This is a genomic window from Streptomyces sp. NPDC028298 (assembly GCF_055565895.1).
Map to the genome: position 1 here is coordinate 108,396 of NZ_JBVHTL010000010.1, position 14,915 is coordinate 123,310.

Consider the following 14,915-nt stretch of genomic DNA (forward strand, 5'->3'; position numbering starts at 1 on the left):
TGAACGAGGTGTACGCGATGGTGGCCCCGCCTGACAACGACGTGCTCTGGGCACGCGCCCTGCACGTCAAGCACAACGGCTCGCCCGCGCTCAGCGGTGTCTCGCTCGGCATCCGTGAGGGCGAGATCCTCGCCGTCTGCGGCCCGCGCGGCAGCGGCAAGACGACCCTCCTGCGGTGCCTGTCCGGCCAGCTCCTGCCCCAGCAGGGCGAGGTCTGGTTCAACAGCTCGCCCGTGCACACCATGGGCCCGCTCACCCGCGAGCGGCTGCGCCGCGACCGGTTCGGCTGGATCGACCCGGTCCCGACCCTGATCCCCGAGCTGAACGCCTGGGAGAACACCGCCCTCCCGCTGATGCTGCGCGGCTGGACCCGCCGGGCCGCCAAGACCGCCGCCCTTGAGTGGCTGGAGCGCCTGGACGTCGGCCGCTGCGCCCGCAAGCGCCCGCACGCCCTGCTCCAGGCCGAACGGCAGCGCGTGGCCGTCGCCCGCGCCCTCGCCCCCACCCCCACCGTGCTGTTCGCCGACGAGCCGACGGCCCCGCTGCACCGCGCCGACCAGACCCAGGTCCTGCGCACGCTCACCTCGGCGGCCCGCTCGCACAACATCACCGCCGTCCTCGCCACCCACGACCCGGACACCGCGGCCCTCGCCGACCGCACGATCTCGCTGCTCGACGGACGGCGTGTGAACACCGTCCACCTGCCCCCGGTCACCGAGACGGAAGGCCGGGCCGCGTGCTCGCTCTCCGTCTAGCCCGCGGGGGCCACCCCCTCGTCCAGCTCCGCCGGCTCCTGGTCGCCGCCGCCTCCGCGGGCACCGGGTTCCTGCTGCTGTGCACGCTGGGATACGCGATGAGCCACCCGGACGCCTCGGCCGCCGGCGCGCTGCGCCTGGCCTGGTGCGTCGTGCCCCTCGCCGCCACGGTCTACTTCGCCGTCGCGGTCGCCCGCACCGACCCCGCCACCCGGCCCCGGCCCGGCCTGTCCGCCGTCGGCCTCGGCCCCGGCCGGCTGATGGCGATCTCCGCCGCCACCACCGCCCTGTCCACCCTCCTCGGCTCGCTGATCGCCCTGCTCCTGTTCCTCCATCTGCGCGGCGACCTGACCGGCGGCCCGATCGGCGGCGCGGCGGAGGACTTCCTCGCCTCGGGCCTCTCGCTGCCCCTGCCCGCGGCGCTCACGCTGCTCGGCCTGGTTCCGGTCGCGGCCTCGGGCGCGGCCGCCCTTTCCCTGCGCCCCCGGGACAGCGGTCCCGTGCGCGCCGCGTGGTCCTACGGCCGTACGTGGATGTCGACGCGGCAGAACCCCGTCGCGAGCACTCCACGGACCGTCGTGCGCCGTGACGCCCGCCCCATCGGCAGCGCTCCCGGCACCCTCGCGCCGTTCACGGCACCCGGTGGGCCCACGGGCTTCGCGACGGCCGGCCTGACCGAGGGGCTCACCTCGACCGGCACGGGCGACGGTCTCACCGTGACCGGCACGGGCGACGGGTTCCGGACCCCCTCGGCCGCCCCCGGCGGCGCCGCCCTGCCGGCACCCGACCCGCTCGCCCCCGGAGCGAACGGCTCCGGCGGCCCCGACTTCCACTGGACCGCCGAGGCGTACGCCTCCGGGGAGACCGGGACGACGGCGGCCGAGGGGCACCGGGCCGCCGTCACCCACGGAACGCCGTCCTCGTACCAGCGCGTGGACCTGCCGTACGTCGACACGGACGCGGTGTACGAGGACCCGCGACCGGCGTACGAGGGCGCCGCCGTGCCCGGGGCGCGCCCGGACCCGCGCCGGGTCGCCGAGGCCGGCGGGCTGCCCGCCGCGCCGGGCTACCCGAACGGTCTCCCCTGGGGCGCGGCCACGCTGGCGGCCGGGCTGGCCGTGGAGACGTACGCGAGCCGCTCGGGAGCGGCGCCCGCGCTCGCGCTGCCCGGCGGATTCGCCGGCGGTCCCGCAGGGGTGCTGCTCGGCTGGGTGCTGACCGCGGTCGGTCTGGCCCTCGCCGGGCCCGCGATCACGTATCTGTGCGGATGGCTGCTCCAGGCCGTACGTCCCGGCGCGCTGCGGCTGCTGGCCGGGCGGGTGCTCCAGTCGGAGGCGCGGCGCATCGGACAGCCGCTGGGCGTGGTGTGCGCGGTGGCGTCGGGCGCGTTCGCCATGACGACGCTGTACACCGGCGCCCGGCCCGACTTCGGTCCGCTGACCACCCTGGGCGCCGCGCTGGTCGCCGGGTGCACGGTGCTGACGCTCGCGACCGCCGCCGTCGAGGCGCGGCAGGCCCGGGCCGACACCACGGCGGCCCTGCTGCGGCTGGGGGCGCCCGCCACCCTGCTGCGCGGTGCGGCGGCCCTGCGTGCCGGGGTGCTGTTCCTCGCGTTCGCCCCGCTGACCTGGGCGGTCGCCGAGCTGGCCGCGCTTCCCCTGATCCGCTGACCGGCCCGCGGAGCACTCCGCGCGACGTACGGGAAAAAGGGTCCGCGCCGGGCGATGAGTTCCGGGCGGACCCCCGGTCTATCCCTGCGAACAGCACGACACCGACGGGAGAACCTCGCATGTACCAGCAGATGATCTTCGTGAACCTGCCCGTGTCCGACGTGGCCGCATCCAGGAAGTTCTTCACGGAGCTCGGCTACTCGATCAACCCCCAGTTCTCCACGGACGACTGCGCCTGCGTGGTGATCAGCGACACGATCATCGCGATGCTCCTGAGCAAGCAGCGCTACGCGGACTTCACCAAGAAGGAGATCGCGGACGCGACCAGGACCAGCGAGGTGCTGCTGTGTCTGAGCGCCGAGAGCCGCGAGAAGGTCGACGAACTGGTCGACGGCGCCATCGCGGCGGGCGGCTCGGGGTCCGGCGAGGCACAGGACCAGGGCTTCATGTACGGCCGCGCCTTCGACGACCTGGACGGCCACACCTGGGAGGTCATGTGGATGGACCCGGCAGCGGTCCAAGGCTGACCCTCCCTCCCCAAGGCCCGGCGCGCGGTACAGGGGTCCGCGCGCCGGACCTTGGGGACGCCCCCGCCGGGAAAGGTCCAGCTCTCAGCACCTCGGCCCCGCGGGGTCAAATCCAGGCACTCCGGCCGGGGAATCTCAGACGCTCCGGAGAAGATTCAGCCCCTCCGGCGTTTGAGGAGCGGGGTCTGGGGCGGAGCCCCAGGGGGTGGAACAGGGTCCGGGGCGGAGCCCAGTTAGGGAGCGGGATCCGGGGCGAAGCCCCAGGCAGGGAAAGGGGGTCCGGGGCGAAGCCCCAGGTAGGCAACGGGTGGCCCGGAACCCCGGTGTCCCTCGGGCGGCAGCCCCTAGCATGGGCGGGATGCTGCCACCTCCCCCGCACGTCTCCCCCGACCGCGAGATCGAATCCCTCGCCGAGTTCGACAAGGTCGTCTCGACGGACGCCTCGCTCGCCGGATTCCGCGTCCAGGCGGTCGATCTGACGGCCCGTACGGCGGACCTCCTGTCCGTGGACACCACGGGCGCCGTCTTCCTCGGCTGCCCGATGGAGCCCGAGGCCGCCGAGCGGGTCCGCCTCTCCGGCGCGCTCGTCTTCCCGCCCGTACCGGGCCTCCCCCTCGACCCCTACCGGGGTCACCTCTACTCGCCCGACGAACTCTTCGCGTCGCTCGACGCGGGGTACGAGTCGACACCCGACGCCCGCGCGTACGCCTGGTTCCAGAAGACCAAGGCCGACGGCGACATATTCGCGTCGATGGTGCGCGCGGTCCACGACGACTCCGTCTCGGACGCCCTCGACGAACTCCTCACCGGCGTACGGGTCGTGGGCGTGATGGGCGGCCACGCGATGGCGCGCGGCACGGAGGCGTACGCGGGAGCCGCACGCCTCGGCCGCACCCTCACGCGCTCCGGCCTCATGGTCGCCACCGGCGGCGGACCCGGCGCCATGGAGGCGGCGAACCTCGGCGCGTACGCGGCCCCGTTCGACGACGGCATGCTCGACGAGGCCCTGCGCATGGTGGCGGCCGTCCCGTCGTTCACCCCCTCCGTCACCGACTGGGCGCGCGCGGCGTTCGAGGTGCGCGAGCGCTGGCCCTCCGGCGGCGCCTCGGTCGGCATCCCCACCTGGTTCTACGGCCACGAACCGCCGAACGCGTTCGCCGCGCACATCGCCAAGTACTTCGCCAACGCGACCCGTGAGGACGGGCTGCTGGCCCGCTCGAACGCGGGGGTCGTCTTCCTGCCGGGCGCCGCCGGGACCGTACAGGAGATCTTCGACAACGCGACCCCGAACTTCTACGGGTCCAGGGGCGAGCCGACCCCCATGGTCCTGGTGGACCGGACGCACTGGACCGAGAAGTACCCCGCCTGGGACCTGCTCACGTCGCTGGCCAGGGAACGGGCGATGGAGTCACGGATCGCCCTCGTCGACGGCGTCGATGACGCTCCGGAAGCGCTCAAACACTTGGGACGTTAACAACTCGGCAAAGCCAACAGCGAGGCAGGACCTACGCATTGACAGCACTTAGGTCGCGCTTATAGACCTGTGAGACTCCTGGGGGCGCTGTTGCTGGAAAGACCGCAGCAAATCCCCCCACACCCCCCGCAGTTGCGCAACCTGTGAAGGGCAATCGTGTCCATATCTCGACGCACCGCACGTACCGTGCGAATCCTCGGCGTTGCCTCCGCCTCTGCCGCGCTCGCGCTCGGCGTCGCCGGCAACGCACTCGCCTGCAACATCAAGGACTTCTCGGCTGCCGCCACTTGTGACGGCAACGGGAAGGGCATCATCACCGTGACCGACGTCGACTCCTCCGCCAAGGAAGCCACCATCACGGTCTTCCTGGAGCGCAACGGCGCCGACGACCACCAGGTCGGAGACGCCCAGAAGGTCACCGGCAGCAAGGACGGCGCCACCGTCTCCTTCTCGGAGGACTGGGCGCCCAAGGCCGAGTACCGCATCCACGTCAGTGTCCCGGGCATCGTGGACAAGGACATCTCGCCGAACCTGGTGACGAAGGACGAGGCCTGCAGCACCAAGTCGGAGTCGCCGTCCCCGTCGGCGAGCCCCGAGCCCTCGGAGTCCGCCCCGTCGGACACCCCTTCGGACTCGGCCACCCCGTCCGACTCGGAGAGCAGCGCCGCTCCGGCCACCCCGGGCGACAACCAGCCGTCCGCCGCCGCCGGTGAGTCCAACCTCGCCGAGACCGGTGCGAACTCCAACACCCCGATGATCGCCGGTATCGCCGGCGCGTTCGTCGTCGTCGGTGGCGGAGCGGTCTACTTCGGCATGCGCCGCCGCGGCGCCTCGAAGGCGAGCTGACCCGCTTCCCGAACGACCGTGTGGCCCGCCCCCGTTTCGAGGGGGCGGGCCACACGCCTGTCCGGACACCGCGCTCGACCGGCGTGCCGCGCCGGTCCTTTCCCCGGGGTCACGCCCCGAGGACGACGATCTCGCCCGCGTCGAACTCCACCCCGACCACGTCCCCGGACTCCGGAGCGTCCCGCAGCGCGCACGCCGCCTCCAGCTCGGGCGCGCCCTCCGGCCGCAGCCGTACGGCGACGTGCGTGCCCCGGAAGGTGCGCGCGGCGACCGTGCAGCGCAGCCCGTCCGCCGCGGCCACGAGCCGCACCCCGGCGGGCCGTACGAGGAGCGTCCCGGGCCCCTGGGGGGTGCCCTCGGGCACGGGGACCTTGCCCCACGGGGTGTCGGCGACGCCGGCGCCCACCGTCGCCTCGACGACGTTGTCGAAGCCGAGGAAGCGGGCCACGAAGGCGTCCGCGGGCCGCTGCCAGACATCCAGGGGCGTACCGGACTGGGCGATCCGCCCGTCCCGCATCACCACGACCCGGTCCGCGAGCGCGAAGGCCTCGCCCTGGTCGTGCGTGACGGCGAGCACGGTGGTGCCCAGCGCGCCGAAGAGCTGGCGCAGTTCGACGACGAGCCGTTCGCGCAGCGAGCGGTCGAGCTGGCCGAGCGGTTCGTCGAGCATCAGCAGCCGGGGGCTCGGGGCCAAGGCGCGGGCCAGCGCCACGCGCTGCTGCTCCCCGCCGGACAGCGAGGCGACGGCGCGGTCACGCGCTCCGGGCAGACCGACGAGGTCGAGCAGCTCCCCCACGCGGGCCGCCTGCCCGTTCTTCGACGTGCCGTGCATCCGCAGCCCGAAGGCCACGTTGCCGCCCACGTCCCGCTGCGGGAAGAGCTGGTGGTCCTGGAACATCAGGCCGACGCCCCGCTTGTGCGCGGGGACACCCCCCTGGTCCCGCCCGTCCAGCAGCACCCGGCCCGCGTCCAGCGGCTGGAGTCCGGCCACCGTCCGCAGCAGCGTGGACTTGCCGCTGCCGCTCGGCCCGAGCACGCAGACGATCTCGTGTTCGGCGACGTCGAGGTGGACGGCGTCGAGCACGGCCCGCCCGCCGAAGCGTACGGTCGCGCCCTGAAGGCTCAGCAGCATCTAGAACTCCCCGGTCCGGTCGGTCCGTACCCGCTCCAACAGCAGCAGCGCCACCGCGCAGACCACCATCAGGATCGTCGAAAGGGCCATGGCCTGGCCGTAGTTGAGGTCGCCCGCGCGTCCGAGCAGCCGGGCCACGGCGACCGGGAGCGTGGGGTTGTCGGGGCGTGCGATGAAGACGGTCGCGCCGAACTCGCCGAGGGAGACGGCGAAGGCGAAGCCGGCCGCGATCAGCAGGGCCCGCCGCACCATCGGCAGATCGACCTCGCGCCACACCCGCCACGGCGACGCCCCGAGGACGGCGGCGGCCTCCCGCAGCCGCCCGTCCACCGCGCGCAGCACGGGCAGCATGGTCCGTACGACGAAGGGGACGCCGACCAGCGCCTGGGCCAGCGGCACCAGGATCCAGCTCGCGCGCAGGTCGAGCGGCGGTTCGTCCAGGGCGATCAGGAACCCGAAGCCCACGGTCACCGCGGAGACGCCGAGCGGCAGCATCAGCAGGGCGTCGAAGCCCCGCATCAGCCGGCCGGCGCGGCGGGTGAGGGCGGCCGCGGCGAGACCCCCGATCAGCACGGCGATGGCGGTGGCGGCGAGCGCGTACTCGAGCGAGTTGCCGACCGCCTCGATCGGGGCGACGAGGAAGACGCCTCCGTCGGCGTCGGCCAGGGCCCGGTAGTAGCCGAGTCCCGGGGCGTCGAGGGAGCGCTGGACGAGGACCGCGAGCGGCAGCACGAGCAGCACCGCGATGCTCACGAGCACGCCCGCGAGGAGCGCCCACTGTCCGCCGCCGCGGGGCCGGCGCGCGGTGGTGTCCGGGGCCACCAGCCGCAGGGCGGTCTCGCGTCGGCGTACGGTCGCCGCGTGCACGGCGAGGATCGCGCCGACGGCGGCGAACTGGACGATCGTCAGCACGGCCGCCGTCGTGAGGTCGAAGATCTCGGAGGTCTGCCGGTAGATCTCGACCTCCAGGGTCGAGAAGGTCGGGCCGCCGAGGATCTGCACGACCCCGAACGAGGTGAAGGTGAAGAGGAAGACCATGAGGGCGGCGGCGGCCACGGCGGGCCCGAGCGCCGGCAGCGTCACCTTGCGCCAGGCCGCCAGGCGCGAGGCGCCGAGCATGCGCGCGGCCTCCTCCTGGCGCGGGTCGAGCTGCGACCAGAGCCCGCCGACGGTCCGTACGACCACGGCGTAGTTGAAGAAGACGTGCGCGAGCAGGATCGCCCACACGGTGGTGTCCAGGCGTACGCCCCACAGGTCGTCGAGCAGTCCGCCCCGGCCGACCAGCGCGAGGAACGCCGTGCCGACGACCACGGTCGGCAGCACGAAGGGCACCGTCACCACGGCCCGGAGGATCTGTTTGCCGCGGAAGTCGAAGCGCGCGAAGACGTACGCGCCGGGGAGCGCGACCAGCAGCGTGAGCGCCGTCGAGGCGAGCGCCTGCCAGGTGGTGAACCACAGCACGTGCCGGATGTCGGAGCGGGTCGCGACGTCCCAGACGCGGCCCAGTTGCCAGCCGCCGTCCCCGTGGAGCCCACGCGAGACGATCGCGGCGACGGGATAGGCGAAGAAGACCGCGAAGAACGCGACCGGCAGCGCCATCAGGGCGAACCGCACCGCGTTCTGTCCGCGGGCCCGGCGCGGAGCCCGGTCGGCACGGTCCCGCCCGCCGGGCCCGGCCGGTCCGGCGGTCCTCTCGGGACCGCCGGCCTTCACCGTCCCGTCGGCGGCTACTTCAGTACGAGCGAGGTCCACGACTTGACCCACTGGTCGCGGTCGGCGGCGATCTTCGCGGGCGCCAGGATCTCGGGATCCTTGGCCTGCGGACCGTACTGCGTGAACTCGGCCGGCACCCGCGCGCCCTCACGGACCGGGTAGACGAACATGTTGAGCGGCATGTCCTCCTGGAACTCCTTGGTGAGCAGGAAGTCCAGGAGCGCCTTGCCGCCCTTGGTGTTCTTGGCGTTGCTGAGCAGGCCCGCGTACTCGACCTGCCGGAAGCAGGTGCCGTCCGCGACGCCGGTCGGGGCCGTGGCGGGCTTCGGGTCGCCGTAGATGACCTCGGCGGGCGGCGAGGAGGCGTACGAGACGACGAGGGGCCGGTCGGCCTTGGCCTTCTTGCCGCCCGCGGACCCCGAGAACTCCTCGTTGTACGCCTGCTCCCAGCCGTCCACGACCTTCACGCCGTTGGCCTTGAGCTTCTTCCAGTAGCCCTGCCAGTTCTCGTCGCCGTAGTGCGCGGCGGACCCGAGCAGGAAGCCGAGGCCGGGCGAGGAGGTGGCGGCGTTCTCGGTGACCAGGAGGTTCTTGTACGCGGGCTTGGCCAGGTCGTCGAAGGACCGCGGCGGCGCCAGCTTGTGGTCGCTGAACCAGGCCTTGTCGTAGTTGACGCAGATGTCGCCCGTGTCGATGGGCGTGACCCGGTGCTTGTCCTGGTCGGTCCGGTACTGCGGCAGGACCTGGTCCGCGCCCTTGGCCTCGTACGGCTGGAAGAGCCCGTTGTCGAGCGCGCGGGACAGCAGGGTGTTGTCGACGCCGAAGAAGACGTCGCCCTGGGGGTTGTCCTTGGTCAGGATGGCCTTGTTCACGGCCTGGCCGGCGTCGCCGTCCTTGAGGACGCGGACCTTGTAGCCGGACCGCTTCTCGAAGTCGGCCAGGACGCTCTTCGACACGAGCCACGAGTCGTGGCTGACGAGCGTGATCGTCTTCGAGTCGCCCGAGCCGGCGCTGTCGGACGAGCCGCACGCGGACAGCACGGGCAGCGCGACGAGACCGAGCCCGACGGCCGTGACCGCGAGCCGCCTGCCGCCGCTGGTGTTGGTGATCACTGATTCCTCCTGGGTGACCAGGAAGAGACGCGGCCCTGCCCGGGACCTCTGACGGTTCCCGGGCAGGGCGCAACAGCTTGAGTAAGTGACCGAACTTCCTACCCAGAATGACCTGGGCAAGGTTCAGAGGGTCTGCGGTCTGTCCCGCACTCTCAGCGCTGTGGCGCTCCCCTGTCGGAATATGAAGATGTCGGACGGTGATGTGCCGGGCCGGACTCGTCGACTCGTGGAGCCTTCGGCTCGTGAAGCGGACGAGACGGACCGACTCGGTTCAGACTACCGCTCGGTCGCGGCGAGCTGACCACACGCTCCGTCGATCTCCTGGCCACGGGTGTCCCGGACGGTGACCGTGACGCCGTGGGCGGCGATCGCCTCGACGAACGCCTTCTCGTCCTCGGGCCGCGACGCGGTCCACTTCGAGCCCGGGGTCGGGTTCAGCGGGATGAGGTTGACGTGCACGGGCTTGCCCTTGAGCATCCGGCCGAGCCGGTCGCCCCGCCAGGCCTGGTCGTTGATGTCGCGGATCAGCGCGTACTCGATGGACAGACGGCGCCCGGACCGGTCCGCGTATCCCCAGCCGGCGTCCAGTACCTCGCGCACCTTCCACCGTGTGTTCACGGGGACGAGGGTGTCGCGCAGTTCGTCGTCCGGGGCGTGCAGGGAGATCGCGAGCCGGCACTTGAAGCCCTCGTCCGAGAACCGGTTGATCGCGGGAACCAGGCCGACCGTCGAGACGGTGATGCCGCGCTGCGACAGCCCCAGCCCGTCCGGCTCCGGGTCGGTGAGGGCACGGATCGCGCCGACCACCCGCTTGTAGTTGGCGAGCGGCTCGCCCATCCCCATGAAGACGATGTTGCTCAGCCGCGCCGGACCCCCGGGGATCTCGCCGTCACGCAGCGCCCGCATCCCGTCGACGATCTGGTGCACGATCTCGCCGGTCGACAGGTTCCGGTCGAGGCCGGCCTGTCCGGTGGCGCAGAACGGGCAGTTCATCCCGCAGCCGGCCTGCGAGCTGATGCACATGGTCACCCGGTCCGGGTAGCGCATGAGCACGGACTCGACGAGCGTGCCGTCGAAGAGGCGCCACAGGGTCTTGCGGGTGGTGTCCTGGTCGGTCGACAGGTGCCGCACGACCGACATCAGCTCGGGAAGCAGCGCCTCCTGGAGCTTGCCGCGCGAGGCGGCCGGGATGTCCGTCCACTCGGCGGGGTCGTGCGCGTACCGGGCGAAGTAGTGCTGCGAGAGCTGCTTGGCACGAAACGGCTTCTCACCGATCGCGGCAACCGCCTCTTTGCGCTCGGCGGGCGTGAGATCGGCAAGGTGCCGCGGCGGCTTCTTGGCTCCGCGCGGCGCGACAAAGGTGAGTTCTCCGGGCTTCGGCATAACCCTTCCAGTGTCGCAGATCAATACCACCGGCCCGGGCCAGAGCAGGGTGGGGGCGGTCACCTGCGGGTGCCGTCCGTCGGCGTCGGTCGACCTGGGACGGCCCGGAGACGGCCCAAAACTCGGCGGGCCCCGGCCGGCCATCCCCCGGCAGCGGCACCACCACCCATCACTCCAGTTGCACGGGAGCGACAGGGAGCTGTTCCCTGTACGGCCAGGTGAAGCTGCGGTCGGGTTCGAGGTGGGCGTCTCCCCAGTGGATGGCGTGGATGCCGTTTTCGGCGTCGGCCGTGAAGAACACGCAGACCAACCTGGTGGAGGCTCCCAGCTCCTCGAACGCCTCGTGCAGCCCCAGGTACTCCTCGGTCGCCAGGTCCTCATCGACATCGAACAGGGCTTCCGGCGGCTGCGGCCCGTGGGCCCGTAACAGCCGGTGCCGAGTCGGCGACGCATTGGCAGGCAGCCGGGCACGGTCCAGGGGCCTCGGCCGGTCCGCGTACCGGAAGGGGAAGAGAGCGTGATCGCTGATCACCGCATACTCATACCCGCGCACATCGCGAACGGCTTCCTCCAGCTCGCGTGCCGTCTCCGCCAGGTTCTCGCGCACCAGGCCCGCAAGGGCGACACCGTACGGACTCCGCTTCTTCAGTCCCGCGGCGAGGTGCGCGGCATGAGCCTTCGCATGCGCCTCTGCCAGCCGCACCGGGATCGCGGCGGCCAGGGCACCGGCACGCCTCCCAAACCGCTCGACGGCCCAGGCCGACGGCCCTACCGGATAGCCACCCAACACCGACATGCAGTGCCCCCTCCCCCAGGTCCCCGCCTCTGAACTGTGTGACACGCACACGAAGGACCCACAAGGGAGCGATCCGGCCAGGCCGCGACCGGGCATGCTCCTCACCCGGAACAGCCACGAGTCGCGTGGGGCTGCTGACGGCTGACTCGGGTCGCGACGGTGGCTGTACCTCGCTGCTCTACGGCACGAAGGGCTCTGCTTGGATCGGCCCATGATTTCTGTCGGCACCCCGGACGAGACGCAAGAGAAGGCGCAGCTTGCGGTCTGGTTCGGCGGGGCGTCCTTGGCGTTCTGGTTCTGCTGTCCGTTCTGGATACTGGTCAGCTTCGTCGCGCTGCCGCTGGCGCTCGTCGGCCTGGTGCGGGCCTTCGTCGAGTACCGCGCGTCAAAGTCGGGGCGAGCGAACAGGACGCGAGCTGTCGTGGGCGGCGTGTTGTCCCTCTTGGGGGCAGCAGCCGCGGTCGCTTACATGATCTTCCTGGCCACCCATCCTGATCTTCCCGTCCAGGGGTAGCCGCCTCATCGGCGGCCTGCTCGATGCGGGTCAGGTGCACGAATGGGCCCACCGTTCAGGAGCGAGGTTGGGCGACCGCGCGCATGACCTGCGGATTCCCCAGACCCGAATGGCTGTTCCGTCGGCCGGCTTCCAACTCTTCGGCCCGTCGCACGAGTTCCGCCGCGATGGCGTCCCCATCAGGCCCGTGCAGCCACAAGTTCTCCGCGGCCTCCCGCAGAAGAGCCGGCTCGTCCGGCCTCTGCAACAACAGAAGGCGATAGGCGAGATTACGGATCCACACCGGGAGATGACCGTCGACGATCTGCGGACAGAGCTCCCGCAGCATCGAGAGGATCGCGTCCGCATCAGCGAAGGTCAGCTCTTCGACGAAGTAGTGCTCGCGATGTTCCTGACCGCACGCCGGTGTCGGACGGTACTCGTCTCCGTAGAGACACCGGGCGTGCTCGGTCAGCGTGCTGTGCATGCGCCGCAGCCTACGACGTCATGATGTGCCAGACGGAAACTAGGCTCGAGGCGTGGTCACTTGCTGCCAGCCGTCGGTGGATCGCGTCACGAACATCACGCGATAGACCTCGCGGGTCCACACCGTTGCGCCTTCCCCGTGGTCGGAAAGCTCCTCGAACGCCTCGCCCTCCGAGTCGTAGCTGTACTTCCGGCCCTTGGCGTCCCGGACCATCCACTCTCTGCCGGGCATCCCCGCGGCTCCCATGACCATGACGATCTTCCCTCCCCTGGGTGTGGAGCGAGATGCTAGCTCTCGCAGGCGTCCGCGCTCCACACCAACTCCTCCTGATCAGCGAGCGGTCGACCGAACGGGCATGAGAGGGCACGTCCATCGCTGGCCGAGCAGGAGCTCCAGGCGTTTGGCCAGGCAGGGGCTCCGGGCGTCCGGCTGGGCAATCCGCGGGGAGTGTGTCAGGATCCGGCCGAAGTGGAGGCCGATCATGTTCTGGCAGTGCATCGAGATGGTCGGCGCGTCGGTGCTGATCGTCGGGGGAGTCGCCACCCTTGGTGGGGGCTGGCTGCCGACGTGGGTCCGTGACAGCGTCCGCCGGCCGGTCATGTTCGGCTGGGCACAACTGACCATGGCTGTCGGACTGATCGGCTATCTGGTCAGCGATTCCTTGACCGGCACGTCACACCTCGGCCTGGCCGTGAAGGCATCCGGCTGTACCGTCTGGCTGCTGGGCCTCACATTGCTCGACCTCGCCGACCGCGAGTCGCGGCGCCGCTGACCGGGGCCGGACGGTCACCGTTCGTTCACTGGCCGCAGGCGCATCCGGCGGCTGCCGGGGCGGCTTCCTCGGTTTCCTCGGCGAACCCGCCGGTGCAGCAGCCGTCGCCGGTCGGGGACGGGTCGGCGCTCTTGCCCAGCGTGGCGGCGTCGGCCTTGACCACGTACACCTCCCACGGCTCCTTGCCGGGGCCGTGCACCCACACCTTGTCCTGGAGCGCGTAGCAGCAGGACGTGTCGTTCTCCTCGAAGGTGGCCAGGCCGGCGTCCTTCAGCCGGGTGGTGGCGGCGCTGACCTGGTCGGTGGACTCGACCTCGACGCCGAGGTGGTCGAGCCGGGTCTCCTCGCCGGGCCCGCCTTCGATCAGGACGAGCTTGAGCGGCGGCTCGGTGATGGCGAAGTTGGCGTAGCCATCACGCCGCTTGGCGGGTTCGGTGCCGAACAGCTTCGAGTAGAAGGTGATCGACGCTTCGAGGTCGCTGACACGCAGGGCGAGCTGGGCACGGGACATGGCGGTCTCCCATCGGCTTGCATTGATGTCTGTCGATACAAGCTTGCGCCCTGTATCGAAGGGTGTCAACATAGACGCATGTCGAAGCAAGAGCTTGTGGTCCTCGGGCAGGCCGACGAGAGCGGGGCGTGCTGCCCAGGCCTCGTGACCGCGCCGCTGGACGAGGACCAGGCGGCCGAGCTGGCCAAACTGTTCAAGGCGCTGGGCGACCCCGTACGCCTGCGACTGCTGTCGATGATCGCGTCGCGGGCCGGCGGTGAGGTCTGCGTCTGCGACCTGACCCCAGCCTTCGACCTGTCCCAGCCGACGATCTCGCACCACCTCAAGCTCCTGCGGCAGGCCGGCCTCATCGACTGCGAGCGACGGGGCACGTGGGTCTACTACTGGGCACTGCCCGCCACCCTCGACCGGCTCGCCGCCTTCCTGAAGACGTCGCAGTCCGCCGAGGCGACCGCGTGAGCGTCCCCCTGGCCCGCCGGGCCGTCACCGAGGCGGTCGGCTCGGCCGCCCTGGTCGCCGTGGTCGTCGGCTCCGGCATCCAGGCCACCGAACTGACCCACGACGTGGGCGTGCAACTGCTCGCCAACTCGCTGGCCACCGTCTTCGGTCTGGGCGTGCTGATCACACTCCTCGGCCCGGTGTCCGGCGCGCACTTCAACCCCGCCGTCACCCTCGCCACCTGGGCCACCGGCCGCCGCACGGGGGACGGACCGACCGGGCGCGAGGTCGCCGCGTACATCCCGGCCCAGGTCGCCGGGGCCGTCGCGGGCGCGGTCCTGGCCGACGCGATGTTCGGCGAACCGCTCGTACGGTGGTCCACCCACGACCGCTTCGCCGGTCACCTGTGGCTGGCGGAGACCGTCGCGACCGCCGGCCTCGTCCTGCTGATCTTCGGCCTGGCCCGCACCGGCCGGGAGCGCTACGCACCCGTGGCCGTGGCCTCGTACATCGGCGCCGCGTACTGGTTCACGTCATCCACCTCGTTCGCGAACCCCGCGGTCACCATCGGCCGGACCTTCACCGACACGTTCGCCGGAATCGCCCCCGGCTCCGTCGGCCCGTTCGTCGCGGCCCAACTGGTCGGCGCCGCACTGGGACTGGGTCTGGTCGCCACCGTCTTCGGACGCCCGGCACCCGCGCCGGAGGCCGCCCCAGAGTCCGGCACGGAGTCCGACCCGGACGGCCTCCGGAGCGAACCCGAACCCGCCGCCCCCGCACTCCCCTGACCCGACCCTCCCCCGCGC

Annotated in this window: 17 protein-coding genes; 9 read left to right on the forward strand and 8 right to left on the reverse strand. The window is 71.7% G+C overall.

The window, feature by feature from the left end; translation table 11 throughout:
- Positions 1-17 precede the first annotated feature (17 nt).
- The 5 genes from ACZ4TO_RS35125 (at position 18) to ACZ4TO_RS35145 (ending at position 5,272) form a co-directional block, all read left to right on the forward strand.
- A complete protein-coding gene (locus ACZ4TO_RS35125; RefSeq protein ID WP_382790679.1) occupies positions 18-755 on the forward strand; it encodes an ABC transporter ATP-binding protein in 738 nt (245 codons plus the stop codon).
- Positions 737-2,425: a hypothetical protein gene (locus ACZ4TO_RS35130; RefSeq protein ID WP_468026325.1), complete on the forward strand. Its 1,689-nt coding sequence runs from the start codon at positions 737-739 to the stop codon at positions 2,423-2,425. The genes ACZ4TO_RS35125 and ACZ4TO_RS35130 overlap by 19 nt, the downstream gene beginning before the upstream one ends.
- Before the next feature lie 119 nt (positions 2,426-2,544).
- Positions 2,545-2,952 carry a VOC family protein gene (locus ACZ4TO_RS35135; RefSeq protein ID WP_382790685.1) on the forward strand — a complete coding sequence of 136 codons (408 nt, stop codon included), beginning with the start codon at positions 2,545-2,547 and terminating at the stop codon, positions 2,950-2,952.
- Between the two features lie 358 nt (positions 2,953-3,310).
- Positions 3,311-4,426: an LOG family protein gene (locus ACZ4TO_RS35140; RefSeq protein WP_382790688.1), complete on the forward strand. Its 1,116-nt coding sequence runs from the start codon at positions 3,311-3,313 to the stop codon at positions 4,424-4,426.
- Between the two features lie 186 nt (positions 4,427-4,612).
- Positions 4,613-5,272: an LAETG motif-containing sortase-dependent surface protein gene (locus ACZ4TO_RS35145; RefSeq protein WP_382790691.1), complete on the forward strand. Its 660-nt coding sequence runs from the start codon at positions 4,613-4,615 to the stop codon at positions 5,270-5,272.
- A 109-nt stretch (positions 5,273-5,381) separates the two neighbouring features.
- Here ACZ4TO_RS35145 and ACZ4TO_RS35150 read toward each other — a convergent pair whose 3' ends face one another.
- The 5 genes from ACZ4TO_RS35150 to ACZ4TO_RS35170 form a co-directional block, all read right to left on the reverse strand.
- On the reverse strand, positions 5,382-6,404 hold the full coding sequence (locus tag ACZ4TO_RS35150) for an ABC transporter ATP-binding protein (protein WP_468026326.1): 1,023 nt from the start codon (positions 6,402-6,404) through the stop codon (positions 5,382-5,384).
- The gene (locus ACZ4TO_RS35155) at positions 6,405-8,156 is read right to left on the reverse strand and encodes an ABC transporter permease (RefSeq protein WP_468026327.1); all 1,752 of its coding nucleotides are present in this window, start codon (positions 8,154-8,156) and stop codon (positions 6,405-6,407) included. It abuts the gene before it with no gap.
- Positions 8,132-9,229, reverse strand: a complete 1,098-nt coding sequence (locus ACZ4TO_RS35160) for a thiamine ABC transporter substrate-binding protein (RefSeq protein WP_468026328.1) — start codon at positions 9,227-9,229, stop codon at positions 8,132-8,134. Before ACZ4TO_RS35160 ends, ACZ4TO_RS35155 begins: the two co-directional genes overlap by 25 nt.
- A 276-nt stretch (positions 9,230-9,505) precedes the next feature.
- Entirely contained in the window at positions 9,506-10,612 is a 1,107-nt protein-coding gene (gene rlmN / locus ACZ4TO_RS35165) for a dual-specificity RNA methyltransferase RlmN (protein ID WP_382790705.1), read from the reverse strand.
- 169 nt (positions 10,613-10,781) lie between these two features.
- Positions 10,782-11,408 (reverse strand): hypothetical protein, encoded by a 627-nt coding sequence (locus ACZ4TO_RS35170; RefSeq protein WP_468026329.1) that lies wholly within the window; start codon positions 11,406-11,408, stop codon positions 10,782-10,784.
- A gap of 211 nt (positions 11,409-11,619) precedes the next feature.
- Between ACZ4TO_RS35170 and ACZ4TO_RS35175 the strand changes: the two genes are divergently transcribed.
- Complete coding sequence (locus tag ACZ4TO_RS35175; RefSeq protein WP_468026330.1) at positions 11,620-11,922, forward strand: hypothetical protein; 303 nt, start codon at positions 11,620-11,622, stop codon at positions 11,920-11,922.
- A 55-nt stretch (positions 11,923-11,977) separates the two neighbouring features.
- Here the strand turns inward: ACZ4TO_RS35175 and ACZ4TO_RS35180 are convergent, their stop codons facing one another.
- Positions 11,978-12,388 (reverse strand): hypothetical protein, encoded by a 411-nt coding sequence (locus tag ACZ4TO_RS35180; RefSeq protein WP_468026331.1) that lies wholly within the window; start codon positions 12,386-12,388, stop codon positions 11,978-11,980.
- 39 nt (positions 12,389-12,427) lie between these two features.
- The gene (locus ACZ4TO_RS35185) at positions 12,428-12,619 is read right to left on the reverse strand and encodes a hypothetical protein (protein ID WP_468026332.1); all 192 of its coding nucleotides are present in this window, start codon (positions 12,617-12,619) and stop codon (positions 12,428-12,430) included.
- A 250-nt stretch (positions 12,620-12,869) separates the two neighbouring features.
- Between ACZ4TO_RS35185 and ACZ4TO_RS35190 the strand changes: the two genes are divergently transcribed.
- Positions 12,870-13,160, forward strand: a complete 291-nt coding sequence (locus ACZ4TO_RS35190; protein WP_468026333.1) for a hypothetical protein — start codon at positions 12,870-12,872, stop codon at positions 13,158-13,160.
- A gap of 25 nt (positions 13,161-13,185) precedes the next feature.
- Here ACZ4TO_RS35190 and ACZ4TO_RS35195 read toward each other — a convergent pair whose 3' ends face one another.
- The gene (locus ACZ4TO_RS35195; protein ID WP_468026334.1) at positions 13,186-13,671 is read right to left on the reverse strand and encodes an ArsI/CadI family heavy metal resistance metalloenzyme; all 486 of its coding nucleotides are present in this window, start codon (positions 13,669-13,671) and stop codon (positions 13,186-13,188) included.
- A 78-nt stretch (positions 13,672-13,749) separates the two neighbouring features.
- On the opposite strand from ACZ4TO_RS35195, the gene ACZ4TO_RS35200 reads away from it, so the two are divergent.
- The gene (locus ACZ4TO_RS35200; RefSeq protein ID WP_385049596.1) at positions 13,750-14,130 is read left to right on the forward strand and encodes an ArsR/SmtB family transcription factor; all 381 of its coding nucleotides are present in this window, start codon (positions 13,750-13,752) and stop codon (positions 14,128-14,130) included.
- On the forward strand, positions 14,127-14,897 hold the full coding sequence (locus ACZ4TO_RS35205) for an aquaporin (RefSeq protein ID WP_468026335.1): 771 nt from the start codon (positions 14,127-14,129) through the stop codon (positions 14,895-14,897). The genes ACZ4TO_RS35200 and ACZ4TO_RS35205 overlap by 4 nt, the downstream gene beginning before the upstream one ends.
- Positions 14,898-14,915: the final 18 nt, after the last annotated feature.

Excerpts from the sequence above, each read along its gene's own strand:
- ACZ4TO_RS35125 (WP_382790679.1), top strand. The coding sequence starts at position 18 with ATGGTGGCCCCGCCTGACAACGACGTGCTCTGGGCACGCGCCCTGCAC.
- ACZ4TO_RS35135 (WP_382790685.1), top strand. The coding sequence starts at position 2,545 with ATGTACCAGCAGATGATCTTCGTGAACCTGCCCGTGTCCGACGTGGCC.
- ACZ4TO_RS35140 (WP_382790688.1), top strand. The coding sequence starts at position 3,311 with ATGCTGCCACCTCCCCCGCACGTCTCCCCCGACCGCGAGATCGAATCC.
- ACZ4TO_RS35150 (WP_468026326.1), bottom strand. The coding sequence starts at position 6,404 with ATGCTGCTGAGCCTTCAGGGCGCGACCGTACGCTTCGGCGGGCGGGCC.
- rlmN (WP_382790705.1), bottom strand. The coding sequence starts at position 10,612 with ATGCCGAAGCCCGGAGAACTCACCTTTGTCGCGCCGCGCGGAGCCAAG.
- ACZ4TO_RS35170 (WP_468026329.1), bottom strand. The coding sequence starts at position 11,408 with ATGTCGGTGTTGGGTGGCTATCCGGTAGGGCCGTCGGCCTGGGCCGTC.
- ACZ4TO_RS35175 (WP_468026330.1), top strand. The coding sequence starts at position 11,620 with ATGATTTCTGTCGGCACCCCGGACGAGACGCAAGAGAAGGCGCAGCTT.
- ACZ4TO_RS35180 (WP_468026331.1), bottom strand. The coding sequence starts at position 12,388 with ATGCACAGCACGCTGACCGAGCACGCCCGGTGTCTCTACGGAGACGAG.
- ACZ4TO_RS35185 (WP_468026332.1), bottom strand. The coding sequence starts at position 12,619 with ATGCCCGGCAGAGAGTGGATGGTCCGGGACGCCAAGGGCCGGAAGTAC.
- ACZ4TO_RS35190 (WP_468026333.1), top strand. The coding sequence starts at position 12,870 with ATGTTCTGGCAGTGCATCGAGATGGTCGGCGCGTCGGTGCTGATCGTC.
- ACZ4TO_RS35195 (WP_468026334.1), bottom strand. The coding sequence starts at position 13,671 with ATGTCCCGTGCCCAGCTCGCCCTGCGTGTCAGCGACCTCGAAGCGTCG.
- ACZ4TO_RS35200 (WP_385049596.1), top strand. The coding sequence starts at position 13,750 with ATGTCGAAGCAAGAGCTTGTGGTCCTCGGGCAGGCCGACGAGAGCGGG.